This is a genomic window from Mesorhizobium ciceri WSM4083 (assembly GCF_000519305.1).
Taxonomy (GTDB): domain Bacteria; phylum Pseudomonadota; class Alphaproteobacteria; order Rhizobiales; family Rhizobiaceae; genus Mesorhizobium; species Mesorhizobium ciceri_B.
Genome location: NZ_JAFG01000003.1, coordinates 1,182,948 through 1,201,477, shown reverse-complemented (window position 1 = coordinate 1,201,477; position 18,530 = coordinate 1,182,948). Strand labels below are relative to the sequence as shown.

Here is an 18,530-nt window from a genome sequence, read left to right as displayed (position 1 = left end):
TATTCCGAAACGATCAGCCCGGGCGTTTCAGGCGTCCGGCGATGGCGCCCCATGAAGCCTTGATCATGCCGACCAGTCCGCTCGGGTAGGCCAGCATCACGCCGATGATCAGCACCGCCGTGATCATCGGCCGCCACGCGCCGAAATCGGCCATCCATTCGGCGAAGATCGTCAGCACGAAAGAAGCGATGATGGCGCCATAAATGGTGCTGGTGCCGCCGAGCAGCACCATCGACAGGATGATGGTCGCCAAGCTCATGCCGAAGACGTCGATCGAGGCATTGCGCTGGTAAGCGGCGTAAAAGGCGCCGGCGATGCCGGTGAAGAAGGCGCTCGCGGCAAGCGTCAGCATGCGCTGGCGCACGATCGAGACGCCGCGGCTGACGGCGTATTCCTCATTGTCGCGCAAGGCGACGATGCTGGCCCCGGCGCGTGAGCGCACGAACACGCGCAGGAACAGCGTGCTCGCCACCAGCAGCGCCAGCGCGATGTAGAAATAGGCTGATTTGCCATCGCGGACCATGTTGTGGTCGAACACGTAAAGTCCGGGAATGCGCACCAGCCCTTGCGTGCCGCCGGTGATGGCGGACTGGCTGATGATCACCTGCATGACCAGCTGCGCGAAGCCGAAAGTGACCAGGATGATGTAGATGCCCTTCAGCCGCAGGATCGGGATGGTCACCAGGATCGCTGCCAGCGTGGCGATGACACCGCTGGCAAACAGCGCGATCCACGGGTCGAATTCGGCCAGCTTGGTCAGCAGGCTGTAGGCATAGACGCCGATGCCGAACAGCGCCAGATGGCCGAAGTTGAAGACGCCGCCATAGCCGAGGCTGAGGTCCCAGTTCGATGCGACGATCGCATAGATGAAGGCCATGATCAGGATGTGGCGGGCATAGGTGTCGCCGAAGATCAGTGGCAGCAATGCCAGCAAGGCGAAGCCGAGCACGAAGCCGATGGCCTCCTGCTTCCACGGCGTGCGGCCGGGAGCGATCGGGGTTGCCGCCTCCGCGTGGCCACGGGTGATCGGCGATGTCGTGTCGGTCATGCTAGGCCTCGGGAGCGGCTGGCAAAGATGCCCTCGGGGCGCACCATCAGGGTCAGGATCAGCACGCCGAACAGCAGTGCCGGCGTCCAGTACAAGCCGAAATAATAGCTGCAGGCGGCCTCGAAGAAGCCGATCAGATAGGCGGCGAAAATCGGGCCCGATATGCTCGATATGCCGCCGAAAACGACGACGATCAGCGCCTTGAGCAGCGGGTCGCTGCCCATCACCGGCGACATGAAGCGGTAGCCGCCCATGAAGATGCCGGCGAGACCGGCGAGCGACGCGGCAATGGCAAAGGCCAGCCCATAGAGCGCGGTGACGTTCAGCCCGACAAGGTGGCCGGCATCTTCGTTCTGCGCCACGGCGCGCAGCGCCAGCCCCAGCCGCGTGCGGTTGAGGAACATCCAAAGTGCGGCCAGGATCAGCGGCGTGATGACGATGATGGCGATCTGGTGCAGGGAGACGCCGACGCCGCCGATGGTGGTGTTGCCGGCGATCAGCGCCGGGATCTGTTTCGAGCGCGGTCCCCAGACGGTCAGCGCGCCGTTCTCGATCAGCGACCCGGCCGCCAGCGTGGTGATGACGACGACCAGCACGATGTTGGGCCGGCCGATCAGCGGCCGCACGACGCTCGCCTGCAGGATCCAGCCGACGCCGGCCATGACGACGACGGCGATGGGAAAGGCGACCGCCGCCGGCAGGCCGAGTTCGACCAGCTGCCAGGCGATGTAGGCGCCCAGCATCATGAACACGCCATGGCTGAAATTGAACACGCCGATCGTCGTCCACACCAGAGCCAGCCCGACCGCCATCATGGCGTAGAGCGAGCCCTGGAACAGGCCGCCGAACAGGATTTCCGCCAATGCGCTCATCTTCGGATTTTCCTAATGGCCAAAATACATCGACATGATCTCGCCGTGGTCGAGGCTTTCACCCGGCTTGATCTCGGTCGCCACCGCGCCATGGTTGACGAGGTAGAGTTGCTGCGTCAGCTCCAGCAGGAATTCGATGTCCTGCTCGACGACGATGAGCGGCACGCCGCCGCGCGAAATGTCCATGACGGAGGCGCAGAGCTCGTCCTTGATCTTGGGCGCCAGCCCCAGCGTCGGCTCGTCCAGGATCAGCAGGCGCGGATGGCTCATCAGTGCTGTGCCGATCGACACCATCTGGCGCTCGCCGCCCGACAGCGTGCGCACGCGCTGGCGCCAGCGTTCCGCCAGTTTCGGGAACAGCTTGATCACCTTCTCGCGGTTCTCCGCCTCATGCGGCCGGGCCCGCGGCGAATAGGCGCCGAGCGCCATGCAGTCGGCGATCGAGAGATCGGGAAACAGCCGGTTGCCTTGCGGCACATGGATCAGGCCGGCGCCGACGATGGCGCGTGCGCTGTGGCCGGCAATGTCTTGTCCGTCGAACAGGATGCGGCCGCTCTTCGGCTGCAGCAGCCCGGAGATCGCACGCAGCAGCGTCGTCTTGCCATGGCCGTTGGGGCCGAACAGGCCGACATTGCCGAAGCGGCCGGCCTCTAGCGAGATATCGTGCAGCACGGTGACGCGGCCATAGCCGGCGGTGACACCTTCGACGCTGAGAATGGGGTTCACGCCGCCGATCTCCTCGTGCCGAGATAGGCTTCGATGACGCGCGGGTCCGCGATCACGCCGGCCGGGTCGCCGGCGGCCAGGACGCGGCCATTGTTGAGCACCAGCAGATGTTGCGAAAGGCTCATCAGGAAGGTCAGCACGTGCTCGATCAGAAGGATGGTGATGCCGCGTTCGGCGGTGCGGCGGATCAGGCCGATAGACGTCTCAATCTCGGGCTTGGTCAGGCTCGATGCCGGCTCGTCGAGCAAGAGCATGCGTGGCTTCATGGCGATCGCGGTGGCCAGCATCAGGCATTTGCGCTCGAAGACGGACAACTCTCCGGCCAGCCGCCCGAAGGACGCGGACCCGAGCCCGACGAATTCCAGCGCCTCGGCGGCGGCATCGCGAGCTGCCACGGCCGTTTTTTCCTGCTTGCCGTAGCTGGCGCCGATCAGCGCATTCTCGAACACGGTCAGCCCGTCGAAGCTGGTCTCGCGCTGAAACGTGCGGGCAAGGCCGAGGCGCGCGATCGCGTGTCCCGATTTGCCGTTTATGGCAAGGCCGTCAAAGCGGATCTGGCCCCGGTCGGGGCCGAACGGGATGCCGGTGATGATGTTGAACAGCGTGCTCTTGCCGCTGCCGTTCGGGCCGGCGATGCCGAAGATCTCGCCGGCTTCGACCTTGAACGACACGCCGTCGACGGCCTTCAGCGAACCGAAGGCCTTCGACACGTCGTCCAGTTCAAGCAGGGCCATTCCCTACTTCATCCAGGGCTGGAGCTTGAAGGCGCCGGTGGCGTATTTTTCCGGCGAGATCAGCGTGCGCTGGCCATCCCAGATCTGGAAGAAGGTGATCGGAATATAGTCGTCGCCCTGTGTGGCAAGGTGGGTGGCGGGATCGAACTTCAGACGCCCTTCGGCGACCTGCTTGTCGGTCTCCGACAGCGCCTTCATGATCGCCGCATGGTCGGATGCACCGCCGACCTTCTTGACTGCGTCGAAATAGACATTGGTCATTTCGTAGAGGCCAACGCCATAGGTGCCGCTCTCGACGCCGTATTTTGCCTTGAACTTGGCCGCCACCTCATCGGCGCGCGGGTTCTTCGGCGTCGTCAGCGCGCCGCCGAGCAGATTGTAGATAACACCATCCGATTTCTTGCCGGTCAGCTCGACGAACTCCGGAACGCTCGGCGCATATTGCAGGAAGACGAGGCTCTTGGTCGGCTGCTCGAGGAACTGGTTGAGGAAGGACGCCGAATTGCCCGGCAGATAGTCGGTGTTGATGACGACATCGGGAACGTTCTCGCGCACCTTGGCGAGGATCGAACGCCAGTCGGTCACTTCGCCGAACGGCACGATCTCGTCGACGGTGATGGTCCAGCCCTTCTCCTTGAAGGTCTTCTTCATGCCTTCGGAGATGGTCTTCGAATAGGCGTTGTCGGACGAGATGATGGCGACCTTCTTGGTCGGCAGGGTGATCTTGCCGTCGGCTGCGAGCTTCTCGACGAACAGGGTGACGTCGGTGTTGTAGGCGTCGAAGGAAGGCGTCAGCGACCAGCAGCACATGTATTTGTCGGGGCTCGGCGCGATGATGTCCCTGGTCTGCTGCGAGGTCGCCGCGAGCATATAGGGCATTTCCGCTTCGGCCATGTTGTCGATCTCGAAATTGGTCAGGCTGGCATAGCCGGTCAGCATGAAATGCACGCCCGGATCCCCAAGCAGGCGCTCGACCGCGCTGGTGACGTTGCCGGCGGACTGATCCTTGACGTCGCCGACCACCAGTTCGAACGTATCCCCGGCAACGCCGCCGGCTGCGTTGGCCTCGTCGATGGCCATCTGCACGCCGCGCTGGAATTCCTGGCCGTCCGCCGCGGCAGGGCCGGTCAGCGGCGCAAGCAGGCCGATCTTGACGACGTCGGCAAAGGCGGGAGCGGCTGATGCGGCAAACATGCCGATCAGCGTGGTGCTCATCAGCATATGGCGGATTCGACTTGCGGCGGATTTGGGCTTCATCGTGCGGTTCCCTGTTTTCCTCCCGTTCATCGGGAGTTGGATAATTGACAATCTACGCATAATTGTTCTTATTTGAAAAGGATTTTTCAACGCAACCTGGCCGGGAAGATGGTTCCCGCAAAGGTATGGAAGCCGTGGCGCTTTGCTGCGCAACTGCACTAAAACAAGGCAATTATAACGGAGCGGACAATGACGATCGCGCAGAAGACCCTTGACACCAGCCACGGCAAGATCGCGGTGCGCCAGACCAGTGGCCAGGGCACCGCTGTCATGCTGATCCACGGCAATTCATCTTCCAGCGCCGTTTTCCGCAACCAGTTGGACGGCCCGTTGGGCGAGCGCTACCACCTGATCGCTCCCGACCTGCCCGGCCACGGAGCGTCCGCCGATGCGATCGATCCGGAGCGTTCCTACAGCATGGAAGGCTATGCCGATGCCATGACCGAAGTGCTTGGGCTGCTCGGCATCGACAAGGCCATCGTCTTCGGCTGGTCGCTCGGCGGCCATATCGGGCTTGAGATGATCGACCGCTTTCCCGGCCTGCTTGGCCTGATGATCACCGGCACGCCGCCCGTCTCGCCCGAGGAGGTCGGCAACGGATTCAAGCCGAGCCCGCATATGCACCTCGCGGGGCAGGAAACCTTCAGCGGCGCCGATGTCGAGGCCTATGCGCGCAGCACTTGCGGCGAGCCGTTCGAGCCGTTTCTCATCGACACGGTGGCGCGCACCGATGGGCGGGCGCGGCGCCTGATGTTCGAAAAGTTCGCGGCCGGCACCGGCCGGAACCAGCGCGAAATCGTGGCCGGCAAGACGCCGCCGATCGCCGTTCTGAACGGCATCGACGAGCCATTCGTCAACACCGATTTCGTCTCCGCTGTGAAATTCTCCAATCTATGGGAAGGCAAGGCCCATCTGCTCGACAAATCCGGCCACGCGCCGTTCTGGGATTCGCCGGATCGTTTTGATCCGATCTTCGCCCGCTTCCTGGCAAGCGTCGACAGAGCGTAGGTTCGTAGTAAACCGCGCCTCAGACCCCACCTTCGTGATGGGTGGGGTGACAATGGCGAGCATCTGTCGTATATTGACATAAAGATATCCTTATGTGACATGAAAAGGTCTGTCGCCAAAGGGATAAAAAATGTCGCAGAATTCTGCATCGCTGGACGCATTGTTCGGCCCCGTAGCGGCAAAACCCGACGGTTCGGAAGTGCTTGCGGCGCTCACTGCGGCAGCACGCGAGCGCATTCTCATCCTCGACGGCGCCATGGGCACACAGATCCAGGGCCTCGGCTTTGACGAGGACCAGTTTCGCGGCGAGGCCTTCGCCGGCTGCGCCTGCCATCAGCAAGGCAACAACGATCTTCTGATCCTGACGCAGCCCGGGGCGATCGAGGAGATCCACTATCAATACGCCATCGCGGGCGCCGACATCCTCGAAACCAACACTTTCTCCTCGACCTCGATCGCACAGGCCGACTACGGCATGGAAGATGCCGTCTACGCGCTGAACCGCGATGGCGCGCGGCTGGTACGCCGCGCTGCTGTTCGTGCCGAGCAGCAGGACGGTAAGCGCCGCTTTGTCGCCGGCGCACTCGGGCCGACCAACAGCACCGCCTCGATGTCGCCCGACGTCAACAATCCCGGCTACCGCGCCGTGACCTTCGACGACCTGCGCCTCGCCTATGGCGAGCAGCTGCGCGGGTTGATCGATGGCGGCGCCGACATCATCCTGATCGAGACCATCTTCGACACGCTGAACGCCAAGGCGGCGATCTTCGCAGCGGAAGAGATATTCATCGAGAAGGGCGTGCGCCTGCCGGTGATGATTTCGGGCACCATCACGGACCTCTCCGGCCGCACGCTGTCGGGCCAGACGCCGACGGCCTTCTGGCATTCGGTGCGCCACGCCAGCCCGTTCACCATCGGCCTCAACTGCGCGCTCGGCGCCAACGCGATGCGGGCGCATCTGGCCGAGATTTCAGGCGTCGCCAACACCTTCACCTGCGCCTATCCGAATGCCGGCCTGCCCAATGAATTCGGTCGGTATGACGAGAGCCCGGACTTCATGGCCGCGCAGATCGAGGAGTTTGCCCGCGAGGGACTGGTCAATGTCGTCGGCGGCTGCTGCGGTTCGACGCCCGAGCACATCCGCGCCATCGCAGAGGCGGTGAAGAAATATCCGCCGCGCGCCATTCCGGACATCGAGCCCAGGATGCGCCTGTCCGGGCTGGAGCCGTTCACGCTCACCGACGAGATCCCCTTCGTCAATGTCGGCGAGCGAACCAATGTCACGGGGTCGGCCAAGTTCCGAAAACTGATCACGGCGGGCGACTATGTAGCCGCGCTCGACGTCGCCCGCGACCAGGTCGCCAATGGCGCGCAGATCATCGACATCAACATGGACGAGGGTCTGATCGATTCGAAGAAGGCCATGGTCGAATACCTCAACCTGATCGCCGCCGAGCCGGACATCGCCCGCGTTCCTGTCATGGTCGACAGTTCGAAATGGGAGAACATCGAAGCCGGCTTGAAATGCGTGCAGGGCAAGCCGCTGGTCAACTCCATCTCGATGAAGGAGGGCGAAGAGGCCTTCCTGCATCATGCCAGGCTGGTGCGCGCCTATGGCGCCGCCGTCGTCGTCATGGCCTTCGACGAGGACGGCCAGGCCGACACCAAGGCGCGCAAGGTCGAGATCTGCACCCGCGCCTACAAGCTCCTGACCGAACAGGCCGGCTTCCCGCCCGAGGACATCGTCTTCGATCCCAATGTCTTCGCCATTGCCACCGGCATCGAGGAGCACGACAATTACGGTGTCGACTTCATCGAGGCAGCCGGCGAGATCACCGCGACGCTGCCGCATGTCCACATTTCTGGCGGCGTGTCGAACCTGTCCTTCTCGTTCCGCGGCAACGAGCCGGTGCGCGAGGCCATGCATGCCGTGTTCCTCTACCATGCCATCCAGCGCGGCATGGACATGGGCATCGTCAATGCCGGCCAGCTCGCCGTCTACGATACGATCGAGCCTGATCTGCGCGAGGCCTGCGAGGATGTCGTGCTCAACCGCGTGCCGAAGGCCGGCGGCACCGCCACCGAACGCATGCTGGAGATCGCCGAACGCTTCAAGGGCACGGCCGGCAAGGAAGCGCAGGAGCGCGATCTCGCCTGGCGCGAATGGACTGTCGAACAGCGGATCAGCCATGCACTGGTCAACGGCATCACCGAATTCATCGATGCCGACACCGAGGAAGCGCGGCTGGCCGCCGAGCGTCCGCTGCATGTCATCGAAGGCCCGCTGATGGCCGGCATGAACGTCGTCGGCGATCTGTTCGGCGCGGGAAAGATGTTCCTGCCGCAGGTGGTGAAGTCGGCGCGGGTGATGAAGCAGGCTGTCGCCGGACTGCTGCCGCATATGGAAGCCGAGAAGCTGGCCAACGCCGCCAACGGCATCGACAATGGCGAGCGCCAGACGGCGGGCAAAATCCTGATGGCGACGGTCAAGGGCGATGTCCACGACATCGGCAAGAACATCGTCGGCGTCGTGCTGGCCTGCAACAATTACGAGATCATCGATCTCGGCGTCATGGTGCCGGCGGCGAAAATCCTGCAGACGGCCCGTGAGCAAAATGTCGATATCATCGGCCTGTCCGGCCTGATCACCCCGTCGCTCGACGAGATGGCACACATGGCCGCCGAGATGGAGCGTGAAGGTTTCGACATTCCGCTGCTGATCGGCGGCGCGACGACCAGCCGCGTGCACACGGCGGTGAAAATCCACCCGCGCTACACCAAGGGCCAGACGGTCTATGTCACCGACGCCAGCAGGGCGGTGGGCGTTGTCTCGGCCTTGCTGTCGAACGAGACCAAGGGCGGCTATGTCGACGCGGTGCGCGCCGAATACAAGAAGGTCGCCGACGCGCATGCCCGCTCCGAAGCCGACAAGCAGCGGCTGCCGCTGGCCAAGGCGAGGGCCAATGCGCATCGGATCGATTGGTCTGCCTATGAGCCGCCGAAGCCGTCCTTCACAGGGGTGAAGGTTTTCGAGAGTTGGGACCTGACCGAGCTCGCGCGCTACATCGATTGGACGCCGTTCTTCCAGACCTGGGAGCTGAAGGGCCGCTATCCCAAGATATTGGAGGATGAGGCGCAAGGTGCCGCCGCACGCCAGCTGTTCGAGGATGCGCAGGCGATGCTGAAAAAAATCATCGCCGAGAAATGGTTCGCGCCGCGCGGCGTCATCGGCTTCTGGCCGGCCAATACCGTCGGTGACGACATCAGGCTGTTCGCGAATGAGGAACGTTCGCAGGAACTGGAGACGTTCTTCACGCTGCGCCAGCAACTGACCAAACGCGACGGCAAGGCCAATGTCGCACTGTCGGATTTCGTCGCGCCGGCGGACAGCGGCAAGCCGGACTACATCGGCGGCTTCATCGTCACCGCCGGCATCGAGGAGGTGGCGATCGCGGAGCGTTTCGAGCGGGCGAACGACGACTATTCGTCGATCATGGTCAAGGCACTGGCCGACCGCTTCGCCGAAGCCTTTGCCGAGCGCATGCATGAGAAGGTGCGCAAGGAATTCTGGGGTTATACTCCCGACGAAGCCTTGGCGCCGGACGAACTGATCGGCGAACCTTATCGCGGCATTCGTCCTGCGCCCGGCTATCCGGCGCAGCCCGACCACACCGAGAAGGCGACTTTGTTCCGGCTGCTCGACGGCGAAGGCAATGCCGGCGTGAGCTTGACCGAAAGCTATGCGATGTGGCCGGGCTCATCCGTCTCGGGGATCTATCTGGCGCATCCCGAAAGCTATTATTTCGGCGTCGCCAAGGTCGAACGCGACCAGGTCGAAGATTATGCACGCCGCAAGGCGATGCCGTTGGCCGAGGTCGAGCGCTGGCTCGGCCCCATCCTCAACTACGTGCCGGCACACTATGCCGAGGCGGCTGAATAGCGGCGCCATGCGTTCAACAGAATTTGCGCGGGTTCCCGGCTTGTGATCCGTGGCGCGGCGGTTACACCTTCGCGGGCAGCCGTCTTTGCAGTTGGAGCGCCGAATGACCGTACTCACACGCCGCAGGCTTTTGAAAACGGCAGCGATTGCCGGCGCGGGCGGGGTCGGGTTCTCGGCCATGGGCCGGCTTAGTGGCTGGGCCGCTGCCACGCCTGAGCCGGTGGTTTTGCAGACGGCAAAGATCCAGGCGAAGCTGATGGATGTCGGCCAGACCAGGGATGTGCTGACCTATGGCAACGCCGGAATGCCGCCCGTGCTCAGAATGAAAAAGGGCGAGCCCTTCGCTGCACGCCTTGTCAACGCGATCGACGATCCGACGACGATCCACTGGCACGGTATTCGCGTTCCAAACAAGATGGACGGCGTGCCGTTCCTGGTCCAGCCCTACGTCTACACCGGCGATCATTTCGACTACGCCTTCACGCCGCCCGATGCCGGCATCTTCTGGTACCACCCGCATTGCAACACGCTGGAGCAGATGGGCCATGGCCTGACCGGCGTGATCGTGGTCGAGAATCCCAACGATCCGAAATTCGATGCCGAAATCGTCCTCAATTTGCGCGACTGGCGCCTCGGCGACAACGGTCAGTTCATCGACCAGTTCCGGCCGCGCGATGCCGCGAGAACCGGCACTTACGGCACGGTGCGCACCGCCAATTGGCTCGATCAGCCGCAATATGATGCGCCGGCCGGCGGACTGGCGCGGCTGCGCGTCGCCATCACCGACGTGACGCGCATCTACGCTTTTCGCGTCGACGGTGCGCAGGCGAGTGTCATAGCGCTCGACGGCAATCCGGTGCCTGAGCGTTTTTCGCCCGATGCCTTGCTGCTTGGACCCGGCCAGCGCATGGAGCTGGCCATACGCATGCCCGACGAGGAAGGCGCGATCGTCAGCTTGAGGGACGTCAGGGGCACCAAGCCAAAAATCCTGGCAACCCTGCACGCAACAGGAAAATCCCTCAAACGGGACATTCGCGATGTCGCTCCACTGGAGCTCAATCCGGTGGCGGAAGTGGATCTCGCCAGCGCCAGGCATATTTCCCTGGCACTGAGTGCCACGGCGGAAAATGTCCCGAGCGATGGCATCTGCGGTTCGCTTGGCTACAGTTTCTGGGCCATCAACAAAGTGCCGTGGCCCGGCGACACCAAGGATCCGACCGCGCCTCTGGCCGAACTGAAGCTTGGCCAAAGCTACGTCATCGATATGGAGAACCTGACGCCGCAATCCCATCCGATGCATCTGCACGGCATGAGCTTCAAGGTGCTGTCATCCTCGACGCGCCAGGTTCAGCCTGTGATTTCCGACACCTATCTCATCCAGCCCAACGAAAAGGTTCAGCTCGGCTTCGTCGCCGACAATCCCGGCGACTGGCTGCTGCACTGCCACATCATCGAGCATCAGAAATCGGGCATGACGAGCTACGTCACGGTGGTGTGAAGCCGCGTCAGCCTGCGCGTGGCGTCTGGGCCGTCACTTGCGCAATTGCGCCTCGATCTCGTCGAGCACCTTGTCCTTGCCGATGCCGGTGAGGAAGGCGAGGCCCTTGATCACCGGCTTGGTCACCGAAGCGGAGATCGGGGTGGTTGAGACGATGAAGTCGACGTTGTCGGCCAGTCCGGGCACTTCGGTGGCCTTTGCCTGCTGGGCGTTGAAGGTGAGGCCGCGTTTCTTCATTTCCTCGGTGACGGCGACATTGACCGCGGTCGAGGTGGCGATGCCCGTGCCGCAGGCAAAGAGAATGGTTTTCTGTCTGGACATCTCTGCTTCTCCTTGGTTATCAGCCGAGTACGGCTCGCACGTCTTCGAGGGTTCTGGCCGACCTCAAATCATCCAAGGCTCGCGGGTTCTGGATGGTGGCCATGACGGCCTGCAGCGCCTCAATCTGCTTGTCCTTGTCGTTGATGGCAAGCAGGAAGACGAAGCCGACCGGCAGCATCTCGTCGGGATCCTCCATGTTGGCGAAGGTCACTGGTTGCGTCAATGTGCCCATCGCGATGCCAGGCTTCAGCACATGCTCCGGATCGGTGTGCGGCACCGCGACATTGTCGGAGCGTTCCAGCGGCAGTCCGGTCGGGATGGTCAATTCGCGGCGCACGACCGCGTCGGCATAGCTGCTTTTGACATAGCCAAGTCTCTCCAGCCGGCCCGCCAGGATGCGGATGATCTCCTCATTGGTCGAGGCATCGGATCCGAGCACGATCGCGTCGGGGTCCAGAAGCTGCATGAGGCCGTCGGACATTCTTTGCTCCGTCTATGAAATCGTGCGCCCCACGTGGGGCGCACGATCGGTTTGAAGGGTGGACGCTATCAGGTTCAGGCCGTCTCTTCGGCCGGCTCGTCCTCGGCGCCCGCGGCCCGCTCCCAGCCGAGCGGATTGCGGCGGTAGAGGACAAACAATGCCGCGATGACCACCGCGATCACGATGATGCCGACAAGCCCCATCCCCTGGATAGCCTCGATGACCACGTAAGGCACCCACAGGAAGCCATCGACCACCGAGGTGATCTGCAGCGCGTCCGCCGGCAGCTTGAAGCCCGACGAGACTGCTGCGCTGGTGAACAGCGGCGCCAGCGCGTTGGCGACGTAGAAGCCGATGGCCAGCGTCACCGTGCCGATCACCACCATGCGGAACACGTTGCCTTTGACCAGCGGCGCGGTCATGGCGACGATGAAGGGGATGACCGCGAGGTCGGCGAACAGGATGACGCGGTTGCCCGGCAGGATGATGGACAGAATGATCGCGATAGGCACCAGGATCAGCGACGACGAGATCGCGGCCGGATGGCCGATCAGGATCGCCGAATCGAGACCAACGAGAAGCTCTCGGTCACCGGTGCGCTTGCGCACGAACGCCTGTGCGGCGTCGGAGACGGGGATCAGCCCCTCCATCAGGATCTTGACCATGCGCGGCAGCAGCAGCATCACCGCGGCCAGCGTCATGCCGGTGCCCAGAACCTTGGCCAGCACCACGCTGAGATCACCCGCATTGTAGAAGGCGATCGCGCCGAGGACGAGGCCGATTATCAGGCCCATCACGACAGGTTCGCCGAACACCCCGAACCTGCGCTCGATGGTGTCGGTGTTGATGTTGATGCGATTGATCCCGGGAATGCGGTCCATGATCCAGTTGAGCACAATGGCGATCGGCAGGATCTGCGCCGAGGCGAGATGCGGCACGGAAATGCCGGGCACGCCGTAGAACTGCTGCACCGCGCGCGCCGACCAGTCGGCGAACAGCAGAGAGAGTGCTGCGACAAGCGCTGCGACCGCGATGCCATAGGCCAGATTGTCGGTTGCGGCGACGACCAGCGAGCCGACAAAGGCGAAGTGCCAGAAATTCCACACGTCGACATTGAGCGTGCGCGTCATGCGTGTCAGCAACAGCACGATGTTGACGAGGATGCCGACCGGAATGACCCAAAGGCCGACCGACGAGCCGAAGGCGATCGCGGCCGCGGAGGGCCAGCCGACATCGATGATGTCGCGATGAATGCCGGTGTTGGTGACGATGGCCTTGGCAACGTCGCCAATTGACGTGAACATGAGGCCAAGCACCAGATTGATGCCGATGAAGGCGACGCCGATGGTGACGGCGGCGCGAAAGGCCTTGCTGACCTTGGCGCCGAGAACCACGGCGATGATGAAAATGACAATTGGCAGCAGGATCGTCGGGCCAAGCGTATCGATGGCCCCTTTTAGGCCCGCGAGAACAGTATCCATTTTTCCTCCCCTGGAGCCGCGAGCCTTCGCTCGACGCCTCGCAATGATGCTCCATCCAGCCTTTGACGCCGTGGCGCAAAGACACTCCCCAAATTGCCCCAGAGGCGAATGCTTCCCGACTGTCGCGTCGGTGAACATTTGCCTTTGTTGACAAACGAATGTTTTATTGGGGTTGTCCGCTGCATTGTCAATTGGTTGCGCTTCGGCCAATCGAGCCTCGGCGGACGTCCTTTCCCAGACGATTTCGTTGGAAATTGCCGGTCGCGCCCGGGTTTCGTTGGCAAATAGAACCCGTTCCCTGCTATCCGATCCCAAATCACGAAGCTGTGGACATTTCCTGCATGACCAACGTCGCCCTGACCGGGCTTGCCCGTGATCTCGCCAAGCGTGCCGCCGAGGGCCGCCCGGTGCGCATTGGCGTCATCGGCTCGGGCGAAATGGGCACCGATCTGGTCACGCAGGGCATGCTGATGCCGGGCATTTCGGTTTGCGCCGTCTCGACGCGCCGCCCGCACACCGCGCGTGACGCCATCCGCATCGCCTATGGTGACGAAGCCATGGCGGTCGAGGCCGACACCGCGTCGAAAGTCACCGGCGCCATCGAGAGCGGCAAGATCGCCATCACATCCAACGAGATGCTGGTCACCAACCCGCTGATCGACGTCGTCATCGACGCCACCGGCAAGCCGGGCGTCGCCGCCGATTTCGACCTCATGGCGATGGAGCACGGCAAGCATCTGGTGATGATGAACGTCGAGGCCGACGTCACCATCGGCTGCTATCTCAAGCAGCAGGCCGACCGGCTTGGCGTCGTCTATTCGGTTGGTGCGGGCGACGAGCCGTCGAGCTGCATGGAACTGATCGAGTTTGCGTCGGCACTCGGGCTGACCATCGTCTCGGCCGGCAAGGGCAAGAACAACCCGCTCAACCACGATGCCGTGCCGGACGACTATCGCGCCGAAGCGATCCGCCGCAACATGAACCCGCGCATGCTGGTCGAGTTCGTCGACGGCTCTAAGACCATGGTCGAGATGTGCGCCATCGCCAACGCCACCGGGCTGGTGCCCGATGTGCCCGGCATGCACGGCCCGAAGGCCGACCGCGATGACCTCGCCAAGGTGCTGATCCCGCGCGAGGATGGCGGGCTTTTGCTAAAGAAGGGCGTCGTCGACTACACGGTCGGCAAGGGCGTCGCGCCTGGCGTCTTCGTCATCGTCGAGGCGACGCATCCGCGCATCATCGAGCGCATGGACGATCTGCATATCGGCCACGGCCCCTATTACAGCCTGTTCCGGCCGTATCATCTGACCTCACTGGAGGTGCCGCTGACCGCCGCCCGTATCATGCTTTTCGGCAAGCCCGACATGGTGCCGCTGCCGCGACCCGTTGCCGAAGTCTGCGCCGTTGCCAAGCGGGATCTCGCCGCCGACGAGACCTTCGATGCGATCGGCGAGACCTGCTACCGTTCCTGGACGATGACCGTCGGCGAGGCCCGTGCCCAGCGCGCGGTGCCGGTCGGCCTGCTCGAGGGCGGCAAGGTGCTGAAACCGGTCAGGAAAGGCGGGTTGTTGACGTCAGACAATGCGTCGCCCGACCAGACGACGAGGCTGTTCGCTTTGCGCCGGCTGCAGGACGAAATGCTGTACGGGGCCTGAGATGATCGCGGCCGGCTCAACTTCGTCATCCACGGGCGGAGCAGGAGCGAAGCTCCGTCGCGGAGACCCGAGGATCCATGCCATGACCTTGATCGGGGAATGCAGCGGAGCAGAATTCTGCACCGTGGCGGCGCTCTGAAGTCGCGGCATGGATCCTCGGGTCTGCGCTGCGTCGCTGCGCTCCTTGCTCCGCCCGTGGATGACGAAACGATAGGCGTTTCCGCTAATCCTCAAGGCTTGGCCATCCGTCGGCACAAGCACGGCCGACCCTTCGAGACCCTTGCACTGGGGTCAGCGACTCTACTTCCCCAGCTCCACCGACCTCACCCTTGCCGCCTCCACCGCCTGCGTCAGCAGATTGGTCAGCCGATCCTCGCCCATCAGCACGTCCAGCGCCGCGGCCGTCGTCCCCTTGGGGCTGGTGACCTGTTGGCGCAGCACGCCCGGTTCCTCGCCGCTTTCGGCGGCGAGCGAGGCGGCGCCATAGACGGTCTGCATGGCGAGCAGCTTGGCGGTCGCCGTCGGCAGACCGGCCTTCTCGGCTGCCACGGTCAGCGCTTCGATGAAATGGAAGATATAGGCCGGCCCCGATCCGGATACGGCGGTCACCGCGTCCATCAGGCCCTCGTCGTCGATCGTGGTCACTTCGCCGCTCGCCGACAAAAGGTCGGCGACGAAACGCTTGGTGTCTTCGGAAACCAGCCTGTTGGAGAACACCACCATCATGCCCTTGCCGATCGCCGCGGGTGTGTTGGGCATGCAGCGCACGATCGGCGCGCGGTTGCCCAAGATCTCCTCGAAGGTGGCGGCAGGCGTGCCGGCGGCGATGCTGACAAAGGTGGTGCGGCCGTCGCCGAAGCGCTTGTAGGCGGCCGTGACGTCGCGGATCACCTGCGGCTTCACCGCGATGACGACGAGATCGGGCACGGCATCGGCCGGAATGCTACCGGCATCGGCTGATGTCGCGCAGCCCAGCGTCGACGCGCGATTGCGCAGATCGGCATTGGGCTCGACCACGAAAACCGCCGACGGCGCTAGCTTGCCGGATTTCAGCCAGCCCGAGAGCATGGCGTAACCCATATTGCCGCAGCCGGCGAGAACAAGCCTAATCGTCATCAAAAGCCCTCCGAAGGAAGGCCTTCACATAGACGCTGGCGCTTCTCTGGGGAAGCCCCATCAGGATCGCGAGCCACGATCGGGATCGCGCAACGCGATTGGCCGCAGCGACACTTGCCTGAGGCCAAGCACACCGAGCACGAAGAACAGCCAGACCGGGTCGCCGCGATGGAAGAAGAAGCTTTCGAGGAAGGCGTTCAGCGCCGTGAACAGCACCACCATCATGAAGAAGTCGCCGAGAAAGATGTTTTCCCTGCGCAACGGAATGCGCATGTAGTCGCGCAGCGGCGCGATGAGGAAGGTGTAGACCGCCACACACAGTGCCGGGATGCCCATCAGCACGGCGATGTCGAGATAGCCGTCATGGCCATGCACGATGGTTCTGATATCCCACGGCCGGTCGAAGGGCTGGTCCTGGTTGAGCAGCAGCGGCGTGCCCCAGAAGCTCTCATAGCCGTAGCCGGTCCATGGCTTCTTCGCCAGCATGCTGCCGGCGAACTCCCACAGCGTCGTGCGTCCGGTATAGGTCATGCCGGGGAAATAGATCGCCGCCAGATGTTTTACCGGCGGCAGGAAGACGATGCCCAGCGTGCCGACCGCCGTGGCGATGATGGCCAGCGCAAACAGGATCGGCGTGCCGAGCCGCATGCCTATCAGGCTCGGAAACATGACGATCAGGATCGAGAACGGCACCAGGCCGGCTGTCGTCTTGGAGCCGGTGTGCAGCATGAAGATCATCGCAGCGAAGAAGATCCCGGCACCCCAGTAGCGCTGCCCGCGCCGGTAGAGATAAAGGCCTGCGAAGCTGAGGCAGGCCATGATCGGCCCGGCGATGTTCTTATGGGTGAACACGCCGCGCCATAGGCCGGCATGTTCGGGCTCCTGCGAGTCGGCGGTGTGCATCGCCTCGTGCGGAAAGACGATGATGCCGAGATAGGAAAGGCCCATGACCACGACGGCGGTGAAGATGATCACCTTCGAGAAGGCCTCGGCGTCGCGCGGCAGCACCAGGATCGTCGCCATCGTCAGGATGCCGATCAGGGTGAAGGAGGCGGCGCGCATCGCCGAAGGCGGATCGGTCGACAGGATCACCGAGAGGAAAAAGAAACCCAGCATCAGCACCCAGGACGGGCTGAGCAGCGAGCGCACCACGCGCGGATCGGCAAAGGCCATCAGCGAGAAGATCGACAAGGCGCCGAGCGAACCGAAGCCAAGCTGGTTGACGATGTCGCCGCCTTGACCGGTGAGTTCGGCGCCGCCCGGCTGGAACGGCCGGAACGACACCATGATGACGGTGAACAGCAGCGCGGCAATGGCGGTGGCCACGCCTTCGCGCGTGAACGCGTCGCTGAGCGGCGCGCGCTCAGTTTTTCTCAGGCTGGCGGTATTGCTCATTGGCATATCCGAATTCGGCCAGCACGCGGCCCAGCGCCACATGGATGGGGTAGATGGCGATATCAGGCGATCCGGTCCGCGCCAGCCGGATCAGGCCGCGAAACGGCGAGGCGGCAAGCAGTGCCAGGCTCTTCAGCAACACTTTGGCGCCGGCCATTGGCGTGCCGGCGCGCTTCTTCTTTTCGACCAGTGTCGAGATGACGCCGTTGCGCAGGCTGCGGGCACGGATCCAGTCGGCTTCGATACGCCGCGCCGGAACGGTTTCCAGCACCTTGGCCTCGGCGCACCATCCCAGAACAAAGCCCTTTTGCGCCGACCGGCTGAGAAAGTCGGAATCGCCGCCGCCCATGAAGTTGAATCTGAGATCGAGAAAGGGCGGACCCATGGCGATCAGCACGTTGCGCCCGACCAGAAGATTGCCGGACGAATAGAGCCCCGGCACGCGTCCTGTTTCCCGGTAAGGCGGCGCGAACACCGGATGCTCTGCCCATCGCGCATGGGTGGGGTCGGCAAACACGGGCACCTGCGGGCCGCCGACGATATCGGCGCCGAGCGTCTCGGCTGCGGTGCACATCCGTTCCAGCCACTGCGGATCGGCGATTTCGTCATCGTCGATGACCAGCAGGTGTCTGAAGTTCGGGAATTGCAGGATGGCCGTCTGCCAGCCGGCATTGTAGGCGCTGCAATTGCCGCGCTCATGCGCGATGATCACCAGGCCCGACATTTCGCCCCGCTCGAACAGCGGCAGCGCTGCCTTGGCACCGGCCCGCGCCTCGGCTTCGTTTTCCATGACGATGACGGCAAAGCGCCTGCCGGTTTGCTGCGCGCGCAGCGACGCCAGCGTTTCGAGCACCTGCTCGGGGCGCTTGAAGGTCGGCAAGGTGACGATGGCTTCGACGGCCTCGACGTCAAGCCGCGGCGTGCGTCCCGCGACCGATACCGAACCGTCCGATGGCAAAGGGATCATCCGTGTCCAGCCACATGGTGAGTTGGGCTCA

Annotated in this window: 15 protein-coding genes; 4 read left to right on the top strand and 11 right to left on the bottom strand. The window is 63.4% G+C overall.

What is annotated here, in order from left to right:
- Nucleotides 1-13: 13 nt before the first annotated feature.
- Genes MESCI2_RS0105845 through MESCI2_RS0105825 form a run of 5 tightly spaced genes read right to left on the bottom strand, consistent with a single transcriptional unit; the run spans nucleotide 14 to nucleotide 4,637 of the window.
- Nucleotides 14-1,048 carry a branched-chain amino acid ABC transporter permease gene (locus MESCI2_RS0105845; RefSeq protein ID WP_027035746.1) on the bottom strand — a complete coding sequence of 345 codons (1,035 nt, stop codon included), beginning with the start codon at nucleotides 1,046-1,048 and terminating at the stop codon, nucleotides 14-16.
- Nucleotides 1,045-1,920 carry a branched-chain amino acid ABC transporter permease gene (locus MESCI2_RS0105840; RefSeq protein WP_027035745.1) on the bottom strand — a complete coding sequence of 292 codons (876 nt, stop codon included), beginning with the start codon at nucleotides 1,918-1,920 and terminating at the stop codon, nucleotides 1,045-1,047. The genes MESCI2_RS0105845 and MESCI2_RS0105840 overlap by 4 nt, the downstream gene beginning before the upstream one ends.
- Before the next feature lie 12 nt (nucleotides 1,921-1,932).
- The gene (locus tag MESCI2_RS0105835) at nucleotides 1,933-2,646 is read right to left on the bottom strand and encodes an ABC transporter ATP-binding protein (protein WP_027035744.1); all 714 of its coding nucleotides are present in this window, start codon (nucleotides 2,644-2,646) and stop codon (nucleotides 1,933-1,935) included.
- A complete protein-coding gene (locus tag MESCI2_RS0105830) occupies nucleotides 2,643-3,380 on the bottom strand; it encodes an ABC transporter ATP-binding protein (RefSeq protein ID WP_027035743.1) in 738 nt (245 codons plus the stop codon). The genes MESCI2_RS0105835 and MESCI2_RS0105830 overlap by 4 nt, the downstream gene beginning before the upstream one ends.
- 3 nt (nucleotides 3,381-3,383) lie before the next feature.
- On the bottom strand, nucleotides 3,384-4,637 hold the full coding sequence (locus MESCI2_RS0105825; RefSeq protein WP_027035742.1) for an ABC transporter substrate-binding protein: 1,254 nt from the start codon (nucleotides 4,635-4,637) through the stop codon (nucleotides 3,384-3,386).
- Nucleotides 4,638-4,826: 189 nt separating this feature from the next.
- Between MESCI2_RS0105825 and MESCI2_RS0105820 the strand changes: the two genes are divergently transcribed.
- The 3 genes from MESCI2_RS0105820 (at nucleotide 4,827) to MESCI2_RS0105810 (ending at nucleotide 11,083) form a co-directional block, all read left to right on the top strand.
- Nucleotides 4,827-5,645 carry an alpha/beta fold hydrolase gene (locus MESCI2_RS0105820; RefSeq protein ID WP_027035741.1) on the top strand — a complete coding sequence of 273 codons (819 nt, stop codon included), beginning with the start codon at nucleotides 4,827-4,829 and terminating at the stop codon, nucleotides 5,643-5,645.
- Between the two features lie 130 nt (nucleotides 5,646-5,775).
- Nucleotides 5,776-9,585: a methionine synthase gene (gene metH / locus MESCI2_RS0105815; RefSeq protein WP_027035740.1), complete on the top strand. Its 3,810-nt coding sequence runs from the start codon at nucleotides 5,776-5,778 to the stop codon at nucleotides 9,583-9,585.
- Between the two features lie 103 nt (nucleotides 9,586-9,688).
- Nucleotides 9,689-11,083 (top strand): multicopper oxidase family protein, encoded by a 1,395-nt coding sequence (locus MESCI2_RS0105810; RefSeq protein ID WP_027035739.1) that lies wholly within the window; start codon nucleotides 9,689-9,691, stop codon nucleotides 11,081-11,083.
- A gap of 33 nt (nucleotides 11,084-11,116) precedes the next feature.
- Here the strand turns inward: MESCI2_RS0105810 and MESCI2_RS0105805 are convergent, their stop codons facing one another.
- The 3 genes from MESCI2_RS0105805 to MESCI2_RS0105795 all read right to left on the bottom strand — a co-directional run bounded on the left by MESCI2_RS0105805 (nucleotide 11,117) and on the right by MESCI2_RS0105795 (nucleotide 13,366).
- Entirely contained in the window at nucleotides 11,117-11,404 is a 288-nt protein-coding gene (locus MESCI2_RS0105805) for a PTS sugar transporter subunit IIB (RefSeq protein ID WP_024504797.1), read from the bottom strand.
- 19 nt (nucleotides 11,405-11,423) lie between these two features.
- Nucleotides 11,424-11,885: a PTS sugar transporter subunit IIA gene (locus MESCI2_RS0105800; RefSeq protein ID WP_027035738.1), complete on the bottom strand. Its 462-nt coding sequence runs from the start codon at nucleotides 11,883-11,885 to the stop codon at nucleotides 11,424-11,426.
- Between the two features lie 74 nt (nucleotides 11,886-11,959).
- The gene (locus MESCI2_RS0105795; RefSeq protein WP_027035737.1) at nucleotides 11,960-13,366 is read right to left on the bottom strand and encodes a PTS galactitol transporter subunit IIC; all 1,407 of its coding nucleotides are present in this window, start codon (nucleotides 13,364-13,366) and stop codon (nucleotides 11,960-11,962) included.
- A 341-nt stretch (nucleotides 13,367-13,707) separates the two neighbouring features.
- Here MESCI2_RS0105795 and MESCI2_RS0105790 point away from each other — a divergent pair, with 341 nt between their 5' ends.
- Nucleotides 13,708-15,021, top strand: coding sequence for an NAD(P)H-dependent oxidoreductase (locus tag MESCI2_RS0105790; RefSeq protein WP_027035736.1), 1,314 nt, complete (start codon nucleotides 13,708-13,710; stop codon nucleotides 15,019-15,021).
- 300 nt (nucleotides 15,022-15,321) lie between these two features.
- On the opposite strand, the gene proC is transcribed toward MESCI2_RS0105790, so the two are convergent.
- The 3 genes from proC to MESCI2_RS0105775 are packed head-to-tail and all read right to left on the bottom strand — an operon-like array spanning nucleotide 15,322 to nucleotide 18,499.
- Complete coding sequence (gene proC / locus MESCI2_RS0105785) at nucleotides 15,322-16,137, bottom strand: pyrroline-5-carboxylate reductase (RefSeq protein ID WP_027035735.1); 816 nt, start codon at nucleotides 16,135-16,137, stop codon at nucleotides 15,322-15,324.
- A gap of 60 nt (nucleotides 16,138-16,197) precedes the next feature.
- Nucleotides 16,198-17,532 carry an O-antigen ligase family protein gene (locus tag MESCI2_RS0105780; protein WP_027035734.1) on the bottom strand — a complete coding sequence of 445 codons (1,335 nt, stop codon included), beginning with the start codon at nucleotides 17,530-17,532 and terminating at the stop codon, nucleotides 16,198-16,200.
- Nucleotides 17,501-18,499, bottom strand: a complete 999-nt coding sequence (locus MESCI2_RS0105775; protein WP_027035733.1) for a glycosyltransferase family 2 protein — start codon at nucleotides 18,497-18,499, stop codon at nucleotides 17,501-17,503. The genes MESCI2_RS0105780 and MESCI2_RS0105775 overlap by 32 nt, the downstream gene beginning before the upstream one ends.
- Nucleotides 18,500-18,530 lie beyond the last annotated feature (31 nt).